This window comes from Saccharopolyspora sp. NPDC003752, from assembly GCF_053605825.1.
This window is the reverse complement of sequence record NZ_JBSGJZ010000020.1, coordinates 128,876-152,423: the sequence shown is the minus strand read 5'-3', so window position 1 is coordinate 152,423 and position 23,548 is coordinate 128,876. Positions and strand designations below refer to the sequence as shown.

Sequence of the window (23,548 nt, the reverse complement as noted above, 5' to 3'; positions counted from 1 at the left end):
GCCCGCTTCTCGGCCATCTGCTCCAGCCGGGTCAGCACCTCCACCTCGCGCTTGACGTCGGTGAGCCCGACCAGCGCGTCCAGCTCGCCGAGCAGGTCGCCGAGCGGCCCTTCGGAGCTCCGCTTGGCCGGCGCGTCCGCGGTGGACGCCGGCTTCTCCGGCCCGGGCGGTTCCTGCGGTGTCCGCGAGCTGCCGAAGTGCTGCGGCTCGGTGGGCTCGGCGGGTCCGGCCGCGGCCGGGTCGTCGCTCTCCGGGTCCCCGTTCTGCCTGCTGGTGAGGCCGTTGATCCGCAGGTTGTCCCGGCGGACGAGCACCCGGACCCCGGCGCCGCCGTTGTCCCGGGTGACGCAGTTGCGGATGGTGATGGACTCGGTGGACCCGACCGTGAGGCCGTCGCCGCCGTTGCCGAAGATCTCGCAGCTGTCCAGCACGCCCGAGGAACGGGCCGACCATTCCAGGCCGCCGCCTTCGGAATCCCGGATCCTGCTCCGCTCCAAGGCGATTGAGGAAGCACCGGAGGCCAGCAGCCCCTGCTGCCCCGCCTCCGAGAGCTCGCAGCCGCGCAGGACGGCCTGGCCGTCGGACACCAGCACGTTGGCCTCGCCGCTGCCGGACACGGTGACGTTGCGCAGATCCGCCGACGCCTCCGCCGAGATCTTGACGCCGGTCCCCTCGGCGCCCGACACGACGACGTCTTCGACTTCCAGGCGCGCCTTCTCCAGCAGCAGCACACCTTCGGCCGCCGGTCCGGTCACGGTACCGCCGTTGACGATCGCCGTCGCGGACCTGATCTCCACCGCGGCCCCGCCCGCCCGCAACAGGTTGATGTCGCGGAAGTTCGCCGTGCCGCCGTCGGTGACGACCACGGCCTGCTCGCCGGATCCGTTCACGGTCAGATCCGCGAAGGACGGGGCCGAGCCGGAGATCCACACGCCCACGTCGTGCGCCTCCGAGATCGAGCAGCCGGCGAAGGTTCCGCCCGACTGCTCCACCACGTGCACGCCGTACCCGCCGGGCCGGTGGACCTGCAGGCCGCGAATCTCGGGCTCGGCCTGCTGCATCAGCACCAAGCCCTGCGAGACGGGGGAATCGATGCGGCAGTCCTCGATCTGCGGCGTGGATCGCGATGCGACCAGCACCCCCACACCGGTGCTCTCGGCGATCGTGGTTCCGGTGAGCCGCAGTGCGCTGCCGCCCTCGACCACCACGGCCGGGCTTCCGGCACGCGTGATCCGGCAGTCGCGCACCGCGCCTTGCGCGCGCTCGGCGGCCAGCACGGCGCTGCCTTCGGTGTCGACGATCGTGCAGTCGACGAACTGCGGGCTCGCGCCCGTGCGGATCACCACCGCGGCGGACTTGAAGCCGCTCAGCTCGCAGCCGGTGAACTGCCCCTGCGCACCGTCCACCGCGATCACCCCGGCACCGGCCGGGTTGGTGAACTGGCAGCCCGTGGCGCTGCCTTCCGCCTGCCCGTGCGCGTAGAACGCCGCCGCGGACTCCGCCTCGACGCGGCACTCCTCCAGCCGCAGCCGCCCGGTGGACAGGTCGATCGCGGAGTTCTCGGGTCCACGGTGGACGATGGTGAGCCCGGACAGGACCGCCGCTTCGGCGGCCATCACGATCGTCGGGTCGCCGCTGGACTCGATCCGGACCGCGCCGGCCGCGCCCGCCGCCGACAACGTCACGTCCCGGCTCAGCACCACCGATTCGGGGTAGGTGCCCGGCTGGATCGAGATCACGTCGCCGTTGGTCGCCGCCGCGATGGCGTCGCCGATGGTGCGGAAGGAATCGGGGGCGGTCGGCGAGACCGAAAGCATCGTCCTGGTGTGGCTCATCGTTGCCCCGCTCGGGTTTCGGGTGTCGACAGGACATTTCGCGCGCAGTGCAGCTCGAGCCTGCTCAGCCCGGCAGGCATCGCCGGGGCGGCGGTCACGTGCGCGATCAGTTCGGGATCCGGCGCGAGCCGGTGCCGTTCGAGGTAGTAGCAGACGGCGTCGTTCCAGATCCACGTCCCGTCGGACCGGAAGTTCAGCCCGACGGCGGGCGACCGCCCCGAATCCAGCACGTCCCGCATCACGGCGTCGGTGCCGAGGACCACGGGCCCGGCGGACAGGTAGGCCAGCAGCCGCTGCTGGACCGCCGGTTCGACGTGACCGCGATCCGGCCGGAAGAACGGGTTCCCGGCCGCGTCGCGCCCGTCGAAGACCCGCGCGAGACGGGGTTGCGGCGGCGACTCCGGCCAGACCAGCTCGGCGACCGCCAAGGCAGCCTCGTGGTACGCGGGCAACTCGGCACCCACCGGGAAGACTTCCACGCGCGGAAGCTGACCGGCTTCCGTCAGCCGGTGCTGGATTTCGGCGGTCAGCTCGACGACATCGGCGTCCGGCCCGGCTTCACCGAGGTGGACCGTGCCGCCGTCCGAATCCCGGCGGGACCGCCACAACGCCCGCATTCCCCCGACCCGGCCGACCGCCTCGACAGCGCCCGCATCCCCGGCGGGGACCGCGCTGGTCGGGCGGGAGAACCGCCACTGCGGAGGTTCCCCGGACCGGTGCGGCGGCGGGTCGAACCCGTGCTCGGTGGCCAGCGCGGCGAGCACCCGCGACTCCTGTTCGGTGAACGACAACCGGTCCGCTGCGCAGGCGGTCACCAGCGCCTCCGCGATTTCGCTCAGCTCGCCGTCGGCGAGGCAGGTGCGCAGCACCGCCAGTTCGTCGTCGGGCAGCCGGCCCGCGAGGTGCAGCAGCAGACCGTGCACCGCGATCGCTGTCACGCTCACCGCACGCCCCCGATTTCCGGAATCGCGAAGGGGTTGGCAGGCGAGCCCGGCAGCACGGCATGCCGTGCCCGGTCCTCGTCGGAGAACTCACCGCCCGGCACGTCCTCCCGGTTCTCCGCCGCCTCGCGCAACCGAGCCAGGATCTTCGCGTCGTACCGCTGCTGCGCCTCCGGCGAACGCTGCCGCCCCAGCCCGATCTCGGTGAGCAGCACGCGCGGGCTCGCAGTGCCGGTCTCGACCGCGAGCACCCGAAACACGGTGGCGGGCAGGAACATCACGTCGGATGCGCGGGTCCCATCGGCGAGCCCGCCGATCCGGCGCCCGGTGACCGACCAGACCAGCACCTCGACACCACCCGGGACGGGAGCCGCCGCATCGGCCACACCCATCAGCGGCGCGGGCTCCAACAGGTCGGCGCCCACGGCGTAATCACCGGCCCCGGCCCCGATTTCCGGACCACCCCGGACGACGAGTCCCTGCACGGACGGCAGCCGCCGCAAACCCCCTGCCAGGCAGGAGATGAACGGGTAGTGCCGGGAAGCGGCACCGGACCGGAAGGCTTCGATGACCTCGGCCTGGTCCGACGTGGCGAACACGTGGATGGCGGCCAGCTCGGTCATCATGGCGTCGTCGATGGCCGCACCGCCACGCAGCCCGGGACGTTCGGCGAGCAACCGCGAAACCGATTGAGTCGCCGCGTCGTAGCGCCAGCCCAGCGACTTCCGGAACTGCAGCCGGTCCCCCTCCGTGCTGGCGTGATCGGTCAGCAACAGCGGCTGCCCCCGACGAGCCGCACCTTCGGCAGCCGCCCCGGCCGGTTCGGCCGCTGCAGCGCTAGGCCCGGCTGCGGCAGGAGCCAGCTCCGCGGCCTGCTGCGCGGGGTTCGCTGCGGCAGCCGGTTGCGCAGGACGCTGGGCGGCGACCTGCGGAGCCGGGCCCGGCTGGGCGGGCGCCGGTGCAGCAGCACTCGGTTCGGCCGCTGCCTGCGCGGGTTTTTCCGTTGCGGGAGCCGCATTCTCCGGTCGAGCGGGCGTTGTGGCCGGTGTGGCCTTCGGCGCCAGCTCGGTAGCCGTAGCGACCGACGCCACCGGTACCTGCGCCGCGCTGGTGGCCCGGACCGCACTGGCTGCCGATCGCGCAGTGCCCTCCGGACCTGCGGCGACGGGCTTGAGCCGTTGGGTAGGCGAGTCCACAGGCGCGGGAGCGGCGGCAGCCGGAGGCGGCGGAGGCGCGGCAAGTGCAGCGGGAGCGGCGGGAGCCGAAGGCACCGCAGGCGCGGCGGGAGCCAAAGGCGCCGGAGGCATCACAGCCGCCGCAGGAGCCAAAGGCGCGGCGTGCGCCGCAGGAGCCGGAGGCACCACAGCAGCCGCAGGAGCCAAAGGCGCGGCGGGAGCCGAAGGAGCCGGAGGCATCACAGCAGCCGGAGGAGCGGCAGGCGCAGCGGGAGCGGCGGGAGCCGGAGGCACCGCAGCCGCCGGAAGCACCGCAGGCGCGGCGGGTGCCGCAGCTGCCGGAGGCACCGCAGGAGCAGCAGGCATCGCAGGAGGCGTGACGGGGGCAGGAGGAGCCGGAGGCGTTGCAGGCGCGGCAGGAAGCGCGGCAGGAGCCGGAGGCGCGGGAGCGACAGGGAATGCGGGTGACGCAGACAGCTTCATCGTCTTCATCACGGCGGCGTCCGCGACCGGGACCGCAGGCTGCTCGGTGGCAGTCGGCGCAGCCCCTGCGGCAGGCGCGGCAGAAGCCGTGACCGGCTCGGGGAGTTTCGCCGTCGCCACAGCGGAACCACCACCGGGAGCAGCAGTCGATGCGACCGTCGGCACCCGCACCGAAGCCGACGTGACCGGCAGCGCGGCAGGGCGGGAGCCGCCCGGTGCCGCGTCACCCTTCACCGCAGGCGTTTTCGTGGCCGCCGCGTCGTCTCGGCGCCAGCCGTCACCGATCGGCCGCATCCGGCCCTCGGTGTCGACCTCCACCGGCGCCGGCGGCAGCGTCCGGGGCTCCGGTCCTGCTGGTGTCTGCTGGTCTGCGGGCGGCTGGACCGGGACGGGCGAGAGCCGATGCGTCGGCTGTTCCACCTCGCCGGATGGTGCCCCCGGCGAACGTGCTTCGCCGTTGCTCGGTGCTGGTGGGAAGACCGCCGGACCGGGCCCCGATACGCCGAGCACGTGCACTCCGACGTTCAGCCATTCTGCCAGCGGGGCGAGGATGCCCGGGTCCCAGTGCGGGGTTGCGACCAGGCGCAGTCGCGCGCGGACTTCCGGTGCCAGCGCCGTGGCCAGCCGTTCGATCGCCTTGAGCACCGGGGCGGGCGGCGGCCCGTCTGCTCCCGTGACGACCAGGTTCACCGCGTCCGGGTCGGGCACCAGCCGGACCGCGACCGGGTCGGCCGTTGTCCGCATCGGCCGGACGAGCATCCCGGACGGCAGCATGTCGAGCAGCCAGCCGTCCTGGAACCAGTAGGTGCCGGTTCCGACTTCGGTCATCCCGGAAACCGGTGGCACGTAGTTGCGCGGGATCGGTGGCGTGCCGGGCCGGTAGGTGCTCTCCAGCACGAACGGCCGCCAGGTCGGTTCCCCGGTGCCGTCCAGCGCCTGCCAGGTCTTGTTGCCGTCCGGCAGGTATTGCGGCAGCGCGTGGCAGCCGTTGACCGGAATCCCGAGGATGTCCGCGATCCGCTGCGCCCACGAGCTGGTGGCCACCGGTTCGGGCCCGTACCCGATCAGCGCGGAGGTCTCGCGCAGGCGCGGAGGCAGCGAGGCGATGAGCCCGGCGAGCGCCATCACTTCGGGCGGTTCCTCGCCGGGTGCGCCGACGACGATCGCGGGCCGGGAGCCGGAAACGGGCACGCGGAACGCCACGTCGGTCGCCGGGCGCGGCGGCTTCCCGGCGGAACGGACCCACAGGCCGGCCGGGATGGTGGCCACGGCTATGCGCGGGTCGGCCGGTGTTCTGCGCAGTGCTTCCGTCAGCTCGTCCTGCCAGACCGGGCCGGGATGCCGCGGACCGCTGTGGATCTTGTGCCGGCCCGGCCGGAATCCCACCCAGCCGGCGGCGTCCCCCTGGGAGAACAGCTCACCACCGGGCAGCATCAACAGGTTCCCGTCCGGCGCCACGACCTCGACGTTCAGACGTTCGGACAGGCGCGCCGCCAAGGGCGCCTGCCCGTTGACCCCGGCCAGCCCGGCGCGACCGGCCAGCAACCGGATATCCGGTATCCGGCTGCCCTGGCCGGGCCGGAGCTGCGCTTCCAGTTCGGCCAGGACCCGGCCGTCCAGCAGGTCGAACTCCCCCAGCGCCGCGTGGTCGACGAACACGCGGACCCGGCCATCATCCGCCGAGGTGATCTTGGCGGGCAGCCGCGGCGGCGGAACCCGTGAGTCCGCGGAGCGAACCACCACGCCCGCACCAGCCCGTTCGACGACCAACGCGCCCATCGACCAGTCTCCTTCCCGAGCACCCACGAATCACACGACTCGAGGACCGGAGACGGTTCAATCCAGACGCTCGGGCTTCGGTTCGGCCAGGTGGCCACTGCCGCCGGGATTCCGGGATTCCGAGTGGCATCACGCCGTGAAGTGGCCCACGTCTCACTGGACTTTTCCATCCTCTGCGCGGAATGCCCGTGCCTCGGGTCGTGAGTGGTCATGGCCGCTGTGGCGACCATAGGCACTCACGACTCTTGGACGTGACTTCTCCTCGGGAGAGCGTGACCCGTGCAGCTGGATTCGCGCGCTGGTCCCCGACGGCGTTTACCACTCCTCTTCGTCTTCGGAGTCCGTGTCGTCGGCGGTTTGCGGGACCTGCACCGCGGGCGCCGGGGCCGGCGGCACCGGGGCGGGGTCGTCGTCGACGTAGTCCACATCGGACTCCACGTCGGAGTCCGCTGGGACGTGCCTGGCGTAGATGGCGTGGCGTTTGGCTTCTTCGAAGGGGATTCCGTACCACTCGACGAGTTGCTGGGCCGACCAGGGTTCTCCGTTGCGTCGGGCCGCGCGGGCGTGCGCGAGGGCCGCCGCGGACAACTCGTGTCCGGCCACGTCGAGGCTGATGCCGAATCGCTCCGACAGCAGCTGCGCGTTGTAACGGCGGCTCCGGGAGTTCACCCCCTCGTGCACATCGGCTCGTGCGGCGGCCCTGATCACGCGGGCCGCCTCCTCGGTGCCCATGTCGTACTTGACGGCCAGGGAATGAGGTGTGAACTTCTCGCCGCGATTCGCGGATGCCTGCACGTCTTCTCGTGCGGCGGCGCTGATCAGGGGCAGCGCGTCGTCGGTGTCGACGTGGTACCTGTCCTGGACCTCCTGGGGCAGGTACGGGTGGCGACCGTCCGCGGCCGCACGGATTCCGGCCCGCGCCGCGGTGTGCTTGAGGCGCTCGGCCCACTCGGTGTCCTGGCCGAACCTCTCGACCAGCTGCACCGCCATGAACGGGCGTTTGACCTCCGCCGCGTCGGCGAGGTAGTCGAGCGCAGCGGTGTTGATCAGGTCGATCGCACGCGGGCGGGTCAGTCCGTACTTCTCGGCCAGTGCTTCGTCGGTGTGCGGCTCACGGCGATCCGCGGCATTGCGGACATCGGCGCGCACGACGGTGTCGAGGTGCTTCCCCACCGTCTCCGGACCGATGCCGTACTTCCCGGACGTCCGCTGCTCATCGGCGAGCGCCGCCGCGACGATCGCCGCTTCCGCCTCGTCGTGGCTGATTCCGTACATCCGGACGAGATCGTCGGCAGTGTGCGGGTCGCCGCGGTCCGCCGCCTCACGTGCGGCGGCTTGCGCGACGTCGGCGATCCGGTCCGCGCCCCACCGGTCGACGATGTGGTACCGCTCGGCGAGTTCCGCAGCCGTGTACGGCTCCCCGCGGTCCGCCGCCGCACGCACGTCCGCCCGTGCGGCGTCGTTGGTCAGCTCCAGCGCCCGGTCCCGGCCCACGTCGTGCTTCATGGCCAGGCGGTGCAAGCGATTCGCCGTGTACCGGGGTTCGTTTGGCGGTTGCTGAGCACCGTAGGAGCGCAGCCGGTCGAGGTAGGCGCGCTCGGCCTCGGTCGCCGTGGACTCAGGGCGGTCCACCTGGCCGGCATCGGGCGCGGTGTTGCCGGTCCGGTACTCGACCGACCTGCGGCTGACGCCGTACCTCGCGGCCAGTTCACCTGTCGTGAACTTCCCGCTCGCCGCGTCGGCACGCACCGCAGCGCCGATCTGGTCGAACGCCCACCTGCGGTTCTTGCCGTAACGGCCGGCCAGGTCCTGCGCGGGGTAGGGGACGCCTTGGACGGCCGCCACATTCGCCTCGGCGACCGCGACCGACGCCAGCAGGGCCTCCGCCTCCGCATCGCTCAGGCCGTACTCCTGGCCGACCTCACCGGACGTCCGCCGCAGGCCCTGCGCAGCGTTCTGCCACATGTCGGCGGCCACGGCGTTGCGGATCATTTCCCGCACCGATTCCGGGCTCCTGCGGAACTTCCTGACCAGTGCGCCCTCATCGGGAACCGCACCCTGGTGCGCTGCATCCCGGATGAACTTCTGCGCTGCGGCATCGAAGCGCGCCTCGGTCCACCTCCGGCCCATGCCGAGCCGGTGGACCGACCCGAATGCGTTGCGCAAGCTCAGGTCGTGGTTGAGGACCGACTTCACGTGGTCCTCGGCGGCTCGCTCGAACACGGCCGTGGCCGTCTTCTGCGAGATGCCGTGATCGCGGGCCAGCTCGTCGCGCTGGTACGGCCGGTCCACGTCGAGTTCCAGGCCGTCGGCGGCGTCGCGGGACTTCGCGCGCTCGATGGCGTGGGCCTGGGTGATCTGCTGCACCGCCCACGCCCTGCTCATGCCGTAATTCGCCGCCAGAGCCTCGGCGGCGTAACGCTTTCCGTGCGCCAAGGCGTCGTACACGTCGGCATGCGCCGCGGCATCGACCTGGTCGAGAGCCCACCGGTAGCTCTTGCCGAACCTGCGGCCCAGCTCCTCGGCGTTGATGGGCACACCGTTGTCGACGGCCGCACGGATCTCGGCGCGCGCCCTCAGCTCGTCCGCCCCGGCCGGACGGGCCGGCAGGATCGCCGGATCCGGCAGGAAGAACTCGGGGCTGTTGGCCGGACCCGCCCAGAACGGCTCTGCCGCGGTCTGCCCGTAGGCCCAGCTCCGGCTCTTGCCGTAGTTCCGGGCCAGCCTGGTGATGCTGAGGGGACGGCCCGAATCCGCAGCCTCCCGCGCATCCGCGAACGCGGCGTTGGAGATCGCGGCCTCGGCCTGGTCCGGGGTGATGCCGTACTTGTCGACCAGCCTCCCGGGCGCCAGCGGCGAACCGGCGGCCGCAGCCGCCCGCGCGTCCTGCACCGCAGCGGCATTGATCCAGGTGCGGATGTCCTGCGGGCTCACCCGGTACTTCGCGGCCCAGGAGAACACCGACCGGCGCGGACCGTTCTCCGGGCTTTCCCGCAGGTCGGCCACGGCGGCTGCCGCGATCACGTCGCGTCCGTTCACGTTGTACCGGGTGGCGACGGACTGCTCGTCGTAGCGACTGCGGGGCTCCGCGGCCGCCCGCACATCGGCCACCGCGACGGCCGTGATCAGGTCGAGGGCCTGCTGCTCGTTGATGCAGAACCTGTCGGGTAGTTCAATCGTGGTGAAAGGGACGGCCGGCCTCGGCCGCGGCTCGCACCTCCCCGGCCGCCACCTCTTCGATCAGCTCCCGGGCCCTGCCCGGCGTGATCTCGTACGACGCGGCCAGCGACTCGGCGGTCGTCGGCCCCGAACGGATGTCGGCGCGCACCGCGTCCTCGACCAGGTCCCGGGCCTGGTCCTCGTCGATGCCGGATTCCGGCATCAGGGCGTCCGCGGCGAGCGGCGGCGGTGGACGGTGCCAGACCACTTCCCCGGTCTCGTTGTTCCGGATCTCGACGATGTCCGCCGGCGGGATCGTGCCCGTGAAGGCGACCTCCTGCTCCCATTTGAACGAGTAGTTGACACCCCATCGCTGGAAGGTTTCGGCCACGTCGATGCCCGTCTCCGAAGGCACGATCTTGTAGCGGTACGGCCGTCGCTTGTAGTTGAGCTCGGAGTCGTAGGTCGTGGACACGAACTGGGTGCGTCCGGTGGTCCCGACGTGCGTCTCCAGGGGCCGGACGTTCTCGGGTTCCTTGGGCACGAGCCCGTCGGCGAGCGCCACGGCCGGCTCGGTGTCGAGGAAGCGGAACACCGCGCCCGGCTGCACCTCCACGATCCCCCGGTCCAGGTCCTCGGGCACGAGCAGGTCGTGCTTCACACCACCCAGCAGGCCACCCGCCGGTTTCGGATACCTGTCGGTGAACTCCTTCAACCCGCGGGCGAACTCCAGCGCCGCCCGATCGCCCTGCTCCCGGCGAACCCGGTCGATCATGGCGAGATCCCGCTCGTACTGCGCCCGGGCGGCGGCATCCTCCGGTCCGAGGCTCAGGTGCTTGACCCCGGCCTGGTGCGCGATCGCCCGGGCGAGCGGCAGGGGCACATCAGCGGTCTTCCCCTTCTCCGCCCAGCTCGACAGCCGGTCGTACTGCTCCCGCCACGACTCGTAGGACGGACCGGGCGAACCCTCGTCCTCCGGCGTGGTCGGGCCGCGCCGCTCGGAGTGGTCGAGCGCCACGGACGTGGCCGGGACGTCGGCCATCCCGTCCGCCGGAACCACCTGGGATCGTGACCCGTCCGGCGGGAAGGCACGCCACTGGTTGCGGCCACGGCCGTTGCCGACCAACGCCACGACTTCCTTGCCCAGGTCGGAGGCCAGTTTCGCGCCGCTTTCGGCGAAACTCGCCGGCTGCGTCTCCGGGGCCTGCGGCGAGAGCAGCACGATCCGCTCGGCAGCGGGATCGGCCAGGTTTCGCACCATGTCCGACGAAACCGGCTGCCCGTCCGGCAACGGCACCACAGCCACGCTCTCCGTGATCGCGGGCAGCCGGTGCGTCGGCACTGCCGTGTGCGTCTCGACAGGTTCGGGCCGGGTGGTGCTCGGCAGCAGCGATTCGGCGAGGACGGACGTCATCGCATCCGGCGGCACGACTCGCGAGCGCGAACCGTCGGCGGGGAAGCTGCGCCACTGCGTGCGGCCACGGCCGTTGTCGACCAGCGCCACGACCTCCCTGCCCAGATCGGCCGCCAGCCGCGACCCGGTCGTCTCGAACCGCACCGGCTGGGAACCCGGATCAAACGCCGAAACCAGCACCACGCGCCGGTCGCCGTTCGTGGGCACCGAATCGACCGAGACCGCCTGCCCGTCCTGAACCGGCACCACGACGGAATCCCGCGACGCCACCGCAGGTACCTGCACGGAGGAATCGTGCCCGGAAGTCCGGTTGTCGTGCTGCGACGTGTGCTCCGTCGCTTGCGGGGTATCGGCTTCGACTCGGCGGTCGTGGTTCAGGACGCGGGCTTCGAACTTGTCGGGGGTGTAGGCCTGTCCCTCGAACCAGAAGTACTTGAGCTCCAGGTGGTCTCGCCCGGTGTGGAACTTGATCTCGCCCGGGTTGGTCGGGTTGAGGATCGCGTCCACGCCCCGGCGGTAGTCCATGCCTTTGACGTCCCCGATCCAGGGAACCCATTCGGGGCGGAAACGGCCGCGCAGATCCTGCGTGGTCTCGTACTGGAGCGTGACCCTCCGATCGTCGTCCCAGACGTAGTTCTCCGCGGATTCCTTGCTCGTGTGCGTGTAGAAGCCGAGGCCGAGTTCGCCGCCGCCCCACTCGTTGCCCGCAACCCCGGCAGGGACCGCGGTCGGGTCGGGTGCGGACCGGATTCCGCTCTCGATGATGTAACCGGCGGAGTGGGCCGACGTGGCGTGGTAGACGGTGGTACCCGCCTTGACCTCGGCGGCGGGCCATGCCGCGACCACCGGGTGGAGACCATCACCGGTGTCCTGGTGGCGGTCGTCCCGCGGATCGTCCGTCTCGGCCCGCTCGACGTCCGCATCCGGCGGCCTTGGGGTGGAGTCGTCCCGGAAATCGTCGGATTCCAGGTCCGGCAGCTGCTCGGACTCCTCCGGGATCGTCGGCAGCGTCCGCCGCGGGTCCCGGTTCTGTCGCGAATCACCGGGCGTTTCCCGCCGGACACCGGTGTCTTCCTGCCGCGTATCCGTGTCTTCCCGCCGCGTGTCGGTGGTTTCCCGCTGAGTGCCGGTGTTCTCCTGTGCGGCCACCTCGTCGAAGGGAGCCGACTCGGCCTTCTTGACGTCGAACTCCATGCGCGAGCCGACCAGCGCGTCGTCGCCTTCCACGCGGTGTTCCGACCAGCCCGGGACGAAGTGCAGCTTCGACCGGATCACGAGGTCGAACTCCGGGACCGCGTCGTAGCGGCGCCAGGTGTCGTTCTTCGTCTTGGTCGAGTGGCCGCTCTGGGTGCCGTTGGACATGCCCTCGGACGTGGCGTCACCGCGGGCCAGGCCGGACTCGGGGCCGGCGTAGGTCACGGCGTTGGCGGCGAACACCGCGAAGCCCATTCCGGCGCTGCCGCCGCGGTCGTTGGTGTCGGCGTTGCTCTCGGAGACGTTCGCGCCGTCCTTGATCGTGTGCGTCTTCTCGTGCCATTCGTCCCGGAAGCGCGGGTCGGTCAGGCGTGGCTTCAGCTGCACCTCGTAGTCGACGGACAGGAATCGGTCGTGGATCTGGAACTTCGTCGTGTAGCCGTTCTCCTTGAGGTACGGCCGGTCGTGCCCGATGTTGGAGACCAGCATGTCCGGCGAGAACAGCGCGTCGACCTTCGCGCGGTTCGGGGTGCCCTCGCCGAACCAGCGACGCACCAGGTCCTTGTGGCCGCTGCGAGCATCGGCGATGGCGTCGATCAGACCGGTGGACATCCGATCGTTGCGCAACGCCTTGGATGCGTGGAAGGACTTCGTGTTCCGGGCCGCGTCGGTGATGTCGTTCTGCGTGCGGGGCCCCTCGGCGGTGGGGGATTGTTCGAGCAGGTATTCCGGGACGTTCAGGTCGACCGTTCCCCGCACGGATTTCAGCTCGGGCGGCAGGGCGACCTCGCGGCTTTCCGGGTGGCGGTACCTGGACGGTCCGGCCGAGCCCTCGGTGATCGTGGACAGCAGCAGCGGCGGGGTCTTGAACTTGTGGATCGTGAACTCGATCTCCACGGGCGCCCGCACGTCGGCGTGATCGGTGGTCTCCGAACGGTCCTGCCGGAATTCGCCGACGTCGTTGGTCTGCTGGCTGCCGCCGTCCTTGGAGTAGCCCAGCGGCACACCCGGCAGCAGCGTGGGGGCGGTCGGCACCTCCGGCGTGACGCTGAAACCCAGGCCGATGCCGACGCCGCGGGAGCTGCTCCCGCCGACGCTCTGCGAGCCTTCGGACTCCGTGTACCCCGAGGTCTTCCCGCCGTCGCCGTGGAGTCGCTGTGCGTTGCCGTCGGCTTTCTTGGCGCGCGCTGTGATCGAGTAGTAGTTCGTGCCGAACCACTGCGAGCGGTACAGGGTCCGGTCCCACTTGCCGTTGAGCACCTGGCGCAGGCCCGCCTCGTCGTCGAGCTGCTGCAGCACCTGCGTGCCGTCGTACAGCGGCGCCGGCTTGCCGGAACCGGGCGTCCAGCCGGGGAAGAGCTCGGGCGCGGCATGCGCCAGCGCGTTGATCGCCCGGTCGGACAGCTTGTCCGCCCCCGGTGTCCGCTGCGTGTCCGCGGTGAACTTGGCTACCGTGACCTTCTTGTCCAGGCCCTTCCCGATGTCCTGCAGCAGCGGCAGATCTTCCGGCAGCGTCTCGCCCGTCCGCTGCTGACCGGTGTTGTCCGGCGAGTTCCCGGTTCCGGTGCTTGGTCTGACGTACTTCGCCCCGCCCGGGATGACCAGCTCGATGCTCTCGCTGCTCGCGCCCATCTGGTACGGGCTGATCGCGTTCCACTTGCGGTTGGGCTGGCCGAACAGCTGCTGCCAGGCGTCGGCCCGGACCCGCACGACCAGGTCCCCGGTGAACAGCTCCAGCGGCGTCTGCCGGGCGGAACTCGACTTCGTGGTGCCGCCCAGCGTGGCTTCGCGGCCCTCGGAAGCCCGCGCACCGTAACCCGCCGTCACATCGCCGACGCCGTAGATGAACTGCGCCGATGCCTCACCGGAGAGGCCCGAGTTCTTCTCGTCGGACACCGACGGCTCGGTCTTGGTGGTGTTCTCCCAGAGACCGTCACCTTCGACCTGTCCCAGGGACCGCTCGTTGTGTACCTCCATTTCGACACCACCGCGCTGCATGCGGTCGAAGATCATGCCCGCACGACCGCCGTCGTCGCGCACCTGCGTCCGGTGGAACATCCCCGCCAGGTTGGTCTGCCACCACTCCGGGTCGAGGTCCATCTTGTACTTCGGGTCGTGGTTGCGGGGCTCCGGTCGCTGCCGGGTCTCGCCGGGCTCGCCGTAGGTGTGGCCGTGCCACATGCTCCGGAACGCGTCACCGGCCTTGTCGTAGTACCTGGCGAACGCGTCGCTGACCGCGTCCTTGGCTTCGGCCAGCTGCCGTCGTGCCCGCTCGTACCTGCCGTCCTTCGCGGCGAGCGCCGCGTTGCGCTGCACTTCGTGGAACGCCTCGTTGGCCTGGCTGTAGAGGTCGGGGATCGAGACGACCGCGGCGTCCCGCATGTCGACCCGGCTTTCGCCGGTGATCCGCGGTCGCCCAGTGTTGTTCTGATCGGTGCGGTTCTGGTCGCTGTCCAGGAGGAACCGGGCGACCCGGTAGTCGACCTCGCCGTCCACCCTGATCGGAGTCGGCTCGCTCTTGCTCTCCCGGAACACGCCGTGCCAGATGTCCCGCGGCGTGGTTTCGGTGACGTTCATGTCGAAGCTCACCGCGCGGCGCACCCGGTCGGCCTTGCCGGTGTACTTCAGCCGCACCTCGGATTCGGTGCCGGTGCCGTGCCCGCTGCCCTTGCCGTGCTCTCCTCGCACACCGGCACCGATGACGCCGCCCAGATAGGTGGAGGCGCCGTAGCCTCCGCTGGCCCGAGCGGTCGTGCGGGCCCAGACACTGGCGAAGGCGCCCCAGCCGAAGGTTCCCGACACACCGTTCTTCCAGCCACCGCCCCGAGAACGGGTCGCGCTGAACTGGACGTCCTTGTCCAGCCCGCGCCTGCCGGTCACATCGCCGAGCGCGTTGGTGACGTCGAAGTCGAACTTCCGGCCGCCGGCTTGGACCTCGACGTGGTGCGGCGTGCCGGTGTCCCGGCTGAGAGCGTCGAACTTGGTCAGCAGCTTGTGCGGCGCGAAACCCTTCAGCTGCTCGTCGACCTCGGCCCAGCCCGCGTCGTCGAGTTCGACACCGTCCTCGGCCAGCCGGCGCTGGATGTGCTGCCTGGCCTGTTCCCGGAGCTGCTCCGCACCGTGCAGCCGGACCGGGTCCTTGAACATGCCGTCGCCGTCGATGACACGACGGATCCGCCGGCGTTCCGCCGGGTCGGACACCGGATCGCGGTGCGCGGCCGGGGGCTGGACGCTGGGTGTGCCCAGGGCCTTGTTGAGCGCCGCCTCGAATTCGGCCGTGTCCTCATCGCGCACCCACACGTACGCGGCGCCGTCGCTGGGATCGACCTCCACCGGCGCAGGGGTGCCCTTCCCGCCCGGGCGTGCGGTGAACTCCGCGCCGAGCGACAGGTCGAGCCGGTACCGCTGCACGCCTTCCCGCTCGACCGACTTGTCCTTGGACTTGCCACCCGACCGGTTCGCGTAGGACTCCTGGCGCGTCGACGAGAACGAGAACTGCGCCAACGGCCCCACCCGGAACGGGCTCTTGTGCCCGTCCACCTCCAACTCGCCCACCTGGGGGAGGAAGCGCAGCCGGATCCCCGTTTCGGCGCCGGAGCTGGTGCTCTTGGACAGCTTGCCGTCCTTCGTGCGCCGCCAGGTCTCACCGGTGCCGACGTCGCCACGGACCCCGCCGACCCGCTCGAACCCGCGCAGCTTCGGGGTGACGTGCAGCTTGACCTCGGGGTGCTTCGACCAGCTCCGGGACGGCCGCGACAGCGCCTTCGGGTAGATCGTGCGGTGCGTGATGTCCACACCGTTGACCAGGCCTTCGGCGGTTTCCTCGACGAACAGCGGGGAATCGATGCTCGTCGAGATGTTGCCGCTGAGCGTCGCGTCCTGCCGCACCCAGTCCGGGAGGGTGGCCAGGACGTTGCGCTGCAGGCCGCCGACATTGGCGTAGCTGTCCACATTCGCGATCAGCTGCTGTGCTTCGACCGGCATCGAAACCGGGGTGCGCGTGGTGTTCGTGTCCGTGGTTTCGGCCCGGTTGTCCTGGCCGGGTGTTTCCAGCATCGACTCGGGGTAGGCCAGCCGGACCGTCGGGTCGAAGCGGGTGCTGCCGGGCTGCTGACCGCCGAGCTGGTAGCGCAGCTGGAAGTTCACGTCGAAGATCTGGTCGCGCTTGCCCAGCTTGGCCGTGCGCTCCCGCACCGCCCAGCGCCCGTCCTTGAGGGTCTGCGAACGGCTGCCGCTCCAGGCGACGAACGGCAGCGCCCGCATGTTGAGCATGGTCGCGCCCGCATCGATCGCCGCGTCCCAGAAACCGGCCACGATCCCGAACTTCATCTTCCGGGAGACCATGCCGCTGGAAGTCTGCTTGTTGGACGTCTCCTGCTTGGCACGCTGGTGCGGCTCGCGCCCCGGATCCTCCTGCCCGGGCCGGACCACGTCCCGGTCCAGCTGGAGGAACAGATCCCTGGGCCCGTCGCCGGTGTCGATCTGGAACGTCCGGCCACCGGACAGCGACTGCAGCAGGCCGAACACTCCACCGCGCTGTTCCGCGTGATCGCGCAACCGCTCGGCGACCTGAGCCCGCAGGTCGGCGGGAATCCCGATCTTGTCGGTGAGGTTGTCGATCAGGGCGTCGTCGACCTTGCCGTTCTCGCCGGACCACACGCCGTCACTGGGCAGCAGCCGCGCCTGCTGCGAAATGATGCCGTCACGCACCAACTCGGCCGGAAGCCGGGTGTCCTGGCGGTGTGATTGGATCTCCGAGGCGAACGAATCCGCTACGCGCGACGGCAACGGCAGACCGAAATCACGCGCGTTCGCCGGGGGATTCCCGGTCGCCTCGGGCTGCTCCTGCTGCTGCTCGGAAGGATCCACGGTGACGGCGTCGTCGACCGGAGACGTCTGCGACTCAGGAGAAGTGTCCGACGAAACCTCTGACGAATCCGGGAAGTTCCCCAGCATTTCCGCCACGAACGAATCCGCCGCACTCGGCGGCTCCGGCAGACCGAAATCACGCGTGTCCGCCGGAGGATTCCCGGTCTCCTCGGTCTGCTCATGCTGCGTCGTGGGTGGTCGGTCCGGCGGTGCTTCTGCCGGTGTGACGATGTCGGCCGGCTGGGTCGAGTCATTGCCCGACCGCCGGTCCGCGTACTCGGCCCGCGTTTCCAGGACGTCGCCCGCGTCACCGTTGTTGAGCAGTTCGTGGAGGCTCCGCCATTCCATCCACCCCAGGAACCGGAGGTGGTTCCACGCGTGGGTCAGCTGATCGGCCCGGCCACCGGGAACCTTGTTCGGCCCGCTGCCGGCCTGGAAGTGCCGCCCGGACTGGCCGGTCTTGTCGATCAGCCCCAGCTCGTCCAGCCGTTTGAAACCCGCGTCGGATTTGATGAGGTCCGGCAGGAACTCCCGCGTCATCCTGGGGCCGACGTCGTTGGAGGACGGCGGGACGCGACCCGGCCGCCGTCCGCTGGAGCCGCCCGGCTCGGGGTGGTGGCTCAGTTCGTCCAGCACCTTGAGCCGCACGGTCTGGCGGATCCGGTCCCAGTCGATCCTGATGTTCTCCGGGCCGTTCTTGGTCTGGACCTCGATGTCCGACACGTTGAGCTGCTTCATGACCGCCTCGCGCGTGGCGATCGTGGCTCGCAGCGCGGCGAGGTGGGCGACGAGCCGGCGCTGGTCCGCGTCACCGGGGTCGTACCGCCCGACGAGGTCGACGCTGCCCTCCATCCGGTTCGGCTGCCAGGAAGCGTCCTTCGGGAGGCCGGCGACCGCATCGATGATGCCGTCCAGCAGCGAATGGTCCGCCGAGATCTGATTCGTCGTGAGCCGGTACCACAGCACGTCCGGGACGCCGATGCCCCTGGTGTTGCGGATGTTCTGGGCGCCCCGGTCGAGGCTGTCGCGGTTCTCGGGGTCGCGGTTGTTGGTCCAGTCGCGGTCGACGTCGTAGCGTTCCTCGATGCCGTTGCCGAAGACGAACCTGTGCTGGGCTCCGTGCACGTAGTGGCTCAGTTCGAGCTTTCCCTGCCCGCCCTGGTCCACTGACCAGGTGGCGACGTGCTGCTCACCTGCCCAAGCCGCCGGCGGCCCCACTTCGGCGGGCGTCTGCACGGGGTTGCCGAGCGGATCTTCGCTGTTCGTGCGAGCGGGCCGGGGCGTGGGATCCGGCCGGTTCGCGGACGGGGCGTCGAGGGGGTGGTCGTGGAGCACCCCGCCGGACCGGCTGATCTCTTCGAGCCGGTCGAGGTTCTCGTCGGTCAGCACCGGGTTCTCCCGGAACCTCGGGCCCATCAGGCCCAGTGCCCGCTCGTCGTCCTCGGTGAACGCCTTCTGCTGCCGGCCGGCTTCCTTCTTCCCCTTCGTCTCCTCGCGGTCCAGCACCGTGTCGGGAGACTCGTAGGCGTCCTTGAGGCCGAGGAAGTGCATCAGCTCGTGCAGCAGGACCAGGCTGTCGTCTTCGGTGCCCCACCGCAGCTGGTTGGCGCCGCCCTTGGAGTCGTGGACCTCCACCGGCGGGCGCTGCTTGGAGTCGACGTCCCACGACTTGGAGCGGTCGTCCCACTTCGGTGTCCCGAAGTCCACGGTGAGGTGCAGCTGGTCGCCGCCGCGCAGCCGGTACTTCTGGTTGATGTAGGTGTCCACGACGTCGCGCAACCGGTCACCGACCTCGCGGCGCTGCTCCGCGCTCAGCGCGTCCTTCTTCGACACGAGATCGGCCTTGATGGTGTACTCGCGCACCCAATCGCCGTTGGGGGCCTGGAACCGGCGGATCTCGACGTTGATGTAGGTGTTGCGGCCCGGCAGGAGACCGAGGCCGTCGATGCCCCTGAGCCGGCCGCCCGCGAAGATGGGTTCCGCCGCCCTCCCCTTGCCGGCTCCCTCCTTGATCGGTTCGAAGCTGAACTCGTTGACGACGGCCTTGGGCGCGGTGTCGCGCCGGTCGCCCCACTCCTCCGGCGAGATGAACCGCTTCCCGCCGGGAGTGCTGGGCACGTTGCTCTTGTCCGGGACCGGTCCTGACTGCGGCGGGGCAGCTGCCGGGGTCTGCGCCTGGTCGTCGGTGTTCTCCCGCGACCGCTGCGAGTAGGCCCCCGGATCTTCGAGGACGTCGCCGGCGTCACCGCTGTTGAGCAGTTCGTGGAGGCTCCGCCATTCCATCCAGGCCAGGAACCGGAGGTGGTTCCACGCGTGGGTCAGCTGGTCGGCCCGGCCGTCGAGGATTTCGCCGCGGTTGTTGCTGGACTGGAAGAACTTCCCGGACTGGCCGGTCGTGTCCACCAGCTCCAGGTCGCCGAGTCGCTTGAAACCCGGGTCGGCCCGGAAGGCGTCCGGCAGGAACTCCCGCGTCATCCTGGGGCCGACATCCGGATGGGATGGCGGCGTGCGGCCCGGACGACGGCCGGGCGGCCCGCCAGGCTCCTGGTTGCGGCCGAGCTCATCGAGGACCCGGAGTCGCACGGCCTGGCGGATCTGGTTCCAGTCGATGTTGATCGTCTCGGTCTTCTGGTTCGGGCCCTTGCCCGTTCTCAGCTGGATCTGCTGCACGTTGAGCTGCTGCATGACCGCTTCTCGTGCGGCGATCGTGCCCCGCAGCGAGGTGAAGTGGGACACCACCCGGCGCTGGTCCGGGTCCTTGGCGTCGATCTTCCCGGCGAGGTCGACGCCCTCGCCGATCCGGTCCGGCCGCCAGGTGGAGTCCTTCGGCTTGTCGGCGACCGCGTCCATGATGCCGTCCAGCAACGACTGGTTCGCCGAGACGTCACGCGCCTTGAGCCGGTACCACAGGACGTCCGGGAGGCTGAGCCCCCTGCCGTTGCGGATCTTCTGCGCACCTCGCGCAAGGCTGTCACGGCCCTGCTGGTCACGGTTGTTCGTCCAGTCGTTGTCGACGTCGTAGCTCTCCTTGACGCCGTTGCCGAAGTCGAACTTGTGCTTGGCTCCGTGCACGTAATGGCTCAGGTCCAGCTTGCCCTGATCACCCTGGTCCACCGACCACGTGGCGACGTGGTTGTCACTGCTCCGGGATCCGGGAGTGTCCCGCGGAGCTTCGGCGGGCGTCTGCACCGGGTTGTTGTCCGGCGGGGCCTCGGCGGGCGTGATGATGTCGTCGATCGAGCTCGTGTCGTCGTTGTCGGGCGTTTCGCTCTTGGACTCCCCGGGCTCCGGGGTCTGCTTCTGGTCCACGGGGCGGCCATCGGAGCCCACCTGCGCCTCGACGTTCGCGGTCTCGGTGCCGGGGTTCGTCTTGGGCGGCGTCGAAGGGGCCTTCGTCGAGGCGGTGACCGAGATGTCGCCGAGCCGCTGCGGCCCCTTGCCCGGCGTGACCGTCGTGTCCGGTGATTTCGGCGTGCCACCTGGGGTGTTCGTCGTGGACTGCGGCGCCGGGGTGTTGCCGGTGGTCGAAGTCGTGGGCGTGTTCCCGGCCTGCGACGTGTTGCCGCCGGTCCCCGGCTGAGCGTTCGAGCCGGGTTGCTGCGTGTTCGTGCCTGGCTGGGCGCTGCCGCCCGGCTGGACGTTCCCACTCGGCTGGACGGTCGACCCGGGCTGGTGGTAGCTACCGCCTTGATCATTGGTGCCCGGCTGGTCGTTCGTTCCGGCTTGGTCGTTCGTGTTCGCATCAGGCCGGCTGTTGATTCCGGGCTGGTCGTTGGTGCCCGGCTGGGAGTTGGTGTCGGTGCCCGGCTGCTGGACCGTGTTCCCCGATCCGGGGGCCGGAGTCGTCGCGGGTGAATCGCTCGCCGGGGGGTTCGGGGCAGGCTGGTTTCCGTTGGGGGAACCGGGAACCGGGTTGACGTTCGTCGACGGTTGCTGCGTTCCGGAGTCGCCCGACTGCGTGGTGTTGGGCGTCCCGTCCACAGGTGCGGCGTCGTTGCCGCCCTGAGGGGTGGTCGACGGTGTCCCGCCCGAGTTCGGCGCAGTGGTGACCGATCCCGGCCCGTTCGTGGTGGGTGCGTCCTGAATGGACGGATTCGTGCCCGGCTGGTCGACGACCGTTCCGCCGGGGGAAACCTGGACCTCGGGCGAGTCGACCGGCCCGTTGCCCGGCGTCGGAGCCGGGCTGTCCGGAACCGAGGCGTCCGGCGTCCCGAGCCCGCCCGGACCGGTCGACGGCTGGCCGGAGCCCGGCCCCTGCCCCGGCGTGCCGGTCGAACCATCGGCGGGACCGCCCTGCTGGGAGCCGGGCCCGGACACCGGCTGTCCGGAAGCCGGGCCATCGTTCTGCGAACCCTGGCCGCTGGAGCCCGGCGACGAGCCCGCCGGCTGTCCGTCGCCCGTTCCCGGGTTGCCCCGGTCCCCACCGGGGGACGAGCCGCCGGGAACCGACGAATTCGGCGGTCCCCCAGCGGGATTCGACCCACCCGTACCTGTCGTCTGCCCGTTGGAGCCGACGGTGACCGTGCCGCCCCCACCGCCCGAATCCGCCTTCGGGCCATCGGTTCCGCCCGATGCCGGAGGCGACGTTTCGGGGGTGGTGATCGCCGTATCGACCGAAGCCTGATCGTCGGAATCCCCGAAGCCGGAATCCCCGTAGGACGTGGTGCTGTCGGAGTCTCCGCCCGAATCGCCGGAGATCGTGCTCGCACCGTCGGAATCGGAATCGGAGTCCTTCCCCGAGCCGTTGGCTTCCGCCAGGAACGGGTTCTCGCCGTCCCCTGGCTTGAGGTTGCCGTGGATCCCGTCGCCGATGAAGCTGCCGACCTTCTCCGAGATGCTCGACGCCGCACCGGCGGTCGCCGCGAACCCGCTGGCCTGGAAGCCCTGGCCCTGCGTGGCGTTGTAGGTGGCTTCGGTGAGCCACTCGTGCAGGCTCTCCTCCAAGACGTCGCCCAGGGCGCGGCCGGCCTTGTGCGCGTACATGCCCTTCAGCGACATTCCGGCGAAGTTGCCGGGGGTGTGCGCGCCGAGGTCCTTGCCGACGTGGGTGTTCATGTGGTCGCTGATCTTGGTGGCGAAATCGGCCAGCGACTTCGCGTTCGGCAGCTCCTTGGCGTACTTGTCCGCCGCCGCGTCGGCCGCCGCCTTGAGGATCTGCTTGTCGACCTGGTTGCCGAGCTTGTCGGTCAGGACCTTGCTGAAGATGTTGCCCAGTGCGCCGCCCAGCGCGCTCAGCGGCAGCGCCATCGCGCCGCCCAGCGCACCGACCTGGACGGCCTGCACCGTGGAGTTCTTGTCCCACTCGCTGAAGTCCTTGGACCCCTTGGCGATCTGGATGAGCTGTGCCCCGGCGTCGATGGCGACCTGGGCGAGGATGCCGAACACCTGCGCCTGGACGAGACGCATGATCAGCCTGCCCCAGATGTTCTTCATCAGGAACCGCATGATCGCGAACCGGCCCGCCAGCCAGGTCATGCTCGCCCCGAAGGTGGGCCCGGACATGGCGATGGCCCAGGCGATCTCGACGAGCAGCTCGATCAGCGACAGGATCGTCACGAGCTTGACGTACTCGGTCTGCAGCGACATCTGCCGCAGGAAGTCGGCCGAGCCCTGGAAGCTCTCGCCGACGGCGTCGAACGGGCTCGGCGAGTCCAGCAGCGGTGCCATCCGGTCGGCGAACCGGTTCGCGGCCTTTCCGCGGAATTCCTCGCGGAGCTTCTTGACCACGGCGGCGATTTCCGGGCGCAGTTCGTTCTGCAACCGGCCGGAGGCGCGTTTCCACGCCTCCCCCAGCCGCAGGAGTTCATCCTCGTCGATCTGCGGCCACTTTTCGCCGGTCAGGACCATGAAGAGGTTCCCGACCTCCGGCGGCACCATGATCGCCACGGGACCGCCTACTTCTTACCGGTGGACTTGGCCTGGTCGTTCGCCGTGCTGTCGGCGTCGTCGAACACCTTGGAGGTGTCGATGACGTTCTCCCCGTCGGTGCCGAGCGACACCCCGAGCTGCTTCAGGAACTCCAGTCCCGCCTTCTCCCCGGGCTTGTACTTCTCGCGCAGCGCCTTGCTGATGTCGTCATCGCCGTCGAAGGAGAAGCCGCAGGCCGACTGGAGTTCGGAAAGGATCGATCGAGCGGTGTCGCCGAGCTGGGAAAGGTTGACCCCGCCCTGGCGCAGCGCCTCGACATCGGCGGCGAACGAGTCCTCAGCCATTGCCGTCCTCCCCCTTCGCGTCGGCTCCCTTCATCTCGGCGTCGGCCGCCTCGGCCTCCCGGACCGCGTCGTCGAACATGCGGTCCAGGTCGATCTCGCCGTTGAGCACATCCGTGAGGCCGCCCCCGAAGCCGGACGGCATGAACTGGGTGAAGACGGCCATCGACTTGCCGGTGGCCTCCTCCTGCGCCTGCAGGACGACCTCGGTGATCCGGCTGGCCAGTTCCGCGGGGGCCATGTTCCGGTAGCGGGTACCGGTGAACTTCAGGCCGACCAGCCGCTGCCGGTGATCCACGGTGGCGCTGATCATCCGGTCCTTGCTGGTGGCGGTGGTGGTTTCCTTCTCCGCCTGCTCCGTCGCCTCGCGGATCCGGTCCTGCTGGGCACGGAGTTCTTGCAGCGCCGTTTCCATTTCGTTGAACAGTGGCGATGACACGGGACTTCCTCCCAACGGACGTGGTCTTCTACTGAGCACACGTCCCCGGCA

Annotated in this window: 7 protein-coding genes; all 7 read right to left on the bottom strand. The window is 70.2% G+C overall.

Annotation, left to right across the window (positions count from 1 at the left end):
- Window positions 1-1,835, bottom strand: a 1,835-nt coding sequence (locus ACWEV3_RS25185) for a right-handed parallel beta-helix repeat-containing protein (RefSeq protein ID WP_452616278.1), incomplete at its 3' end; no start/stop codon positions are given.
- Entirely contained in the window at window positions 1,832-2,779 is a 948-nt protein-coding gene (locus tag ACWEV3_RS25180) for a hypothetical protein (RefSeq protein ID WP_452616277.1), read from the bottom strand. The genes ACWEV3_RS25185 and ACWEV3_RS25180, both read right to left, overlap by 4 nt.
- On the bottom strand, window positions 2,776-6,213 hold the full coding sequence (locus ACWEV3_RS25175; protein WP_452616276.1) for a hypothetical protein: 3,438 nt from the start codon (window positions 6,211-6,213) through the stop codon (window positions 2,776-2,778). Before ACWEV3_RS25175 ends, ACWEV3_RS25180 begins: the two co-directional genes overlap by 4 nt.
- Before the next feature lie 315 nt (window positions 6,214-6,528).
- Window positions 6,529-9,324, bottom strand: coding sequence for a hypothetical protein (locus tag ACWEV3_RS25170; RefSeq protein ID WP_452616275.1), 2,796 nt, complete (start codon window positions 9,322-9,324; stop codon window positions 6,529-6,531).
- Between the two features lie 61 nt (window positions 9,325-9,385).
- Window positions 9,386-22,726 carry a WXG100-like domain-containing protein gene (locus ACWEV3_RS25165; protein ID WP_452616285.1) on the bottom strand — a complete coding sequence of 4,447 codons (13,341 nt, stop codon included), beginning with the start codon at window positions 22,724-22,726 and terminating at the stop codon, window positions 9,386-9,388.
- Window positions 22,727-22,743: 17 nt separating this feature from the next.
- A complete protein-coding gene (locus ACWEV3_RS25160) occupies window positions 22,744-23,061 on the bottom strand; it encodes a hypothetical protein (RefSeq protein ID WP_397530283.1) in 318 nt (105 codons plus the stop codon).
- Entirely contained in the window at window positions 23,054-23,497 is a 444-nt protein-coding gene (locus tag ACWEV3_RS25155) for a YbaB/EbfC family nucleoid-associated protein (protein ID WP_452616274.1), read from the bottom strand. The genes ACWEV3_RS25160 and ACWEV3_RS25155 overlap by 8 nt, the downstream gene beginning before the upstream one ends.
- Window positions 23,498-23,548 lie beyond the last annotated feature (51 nt).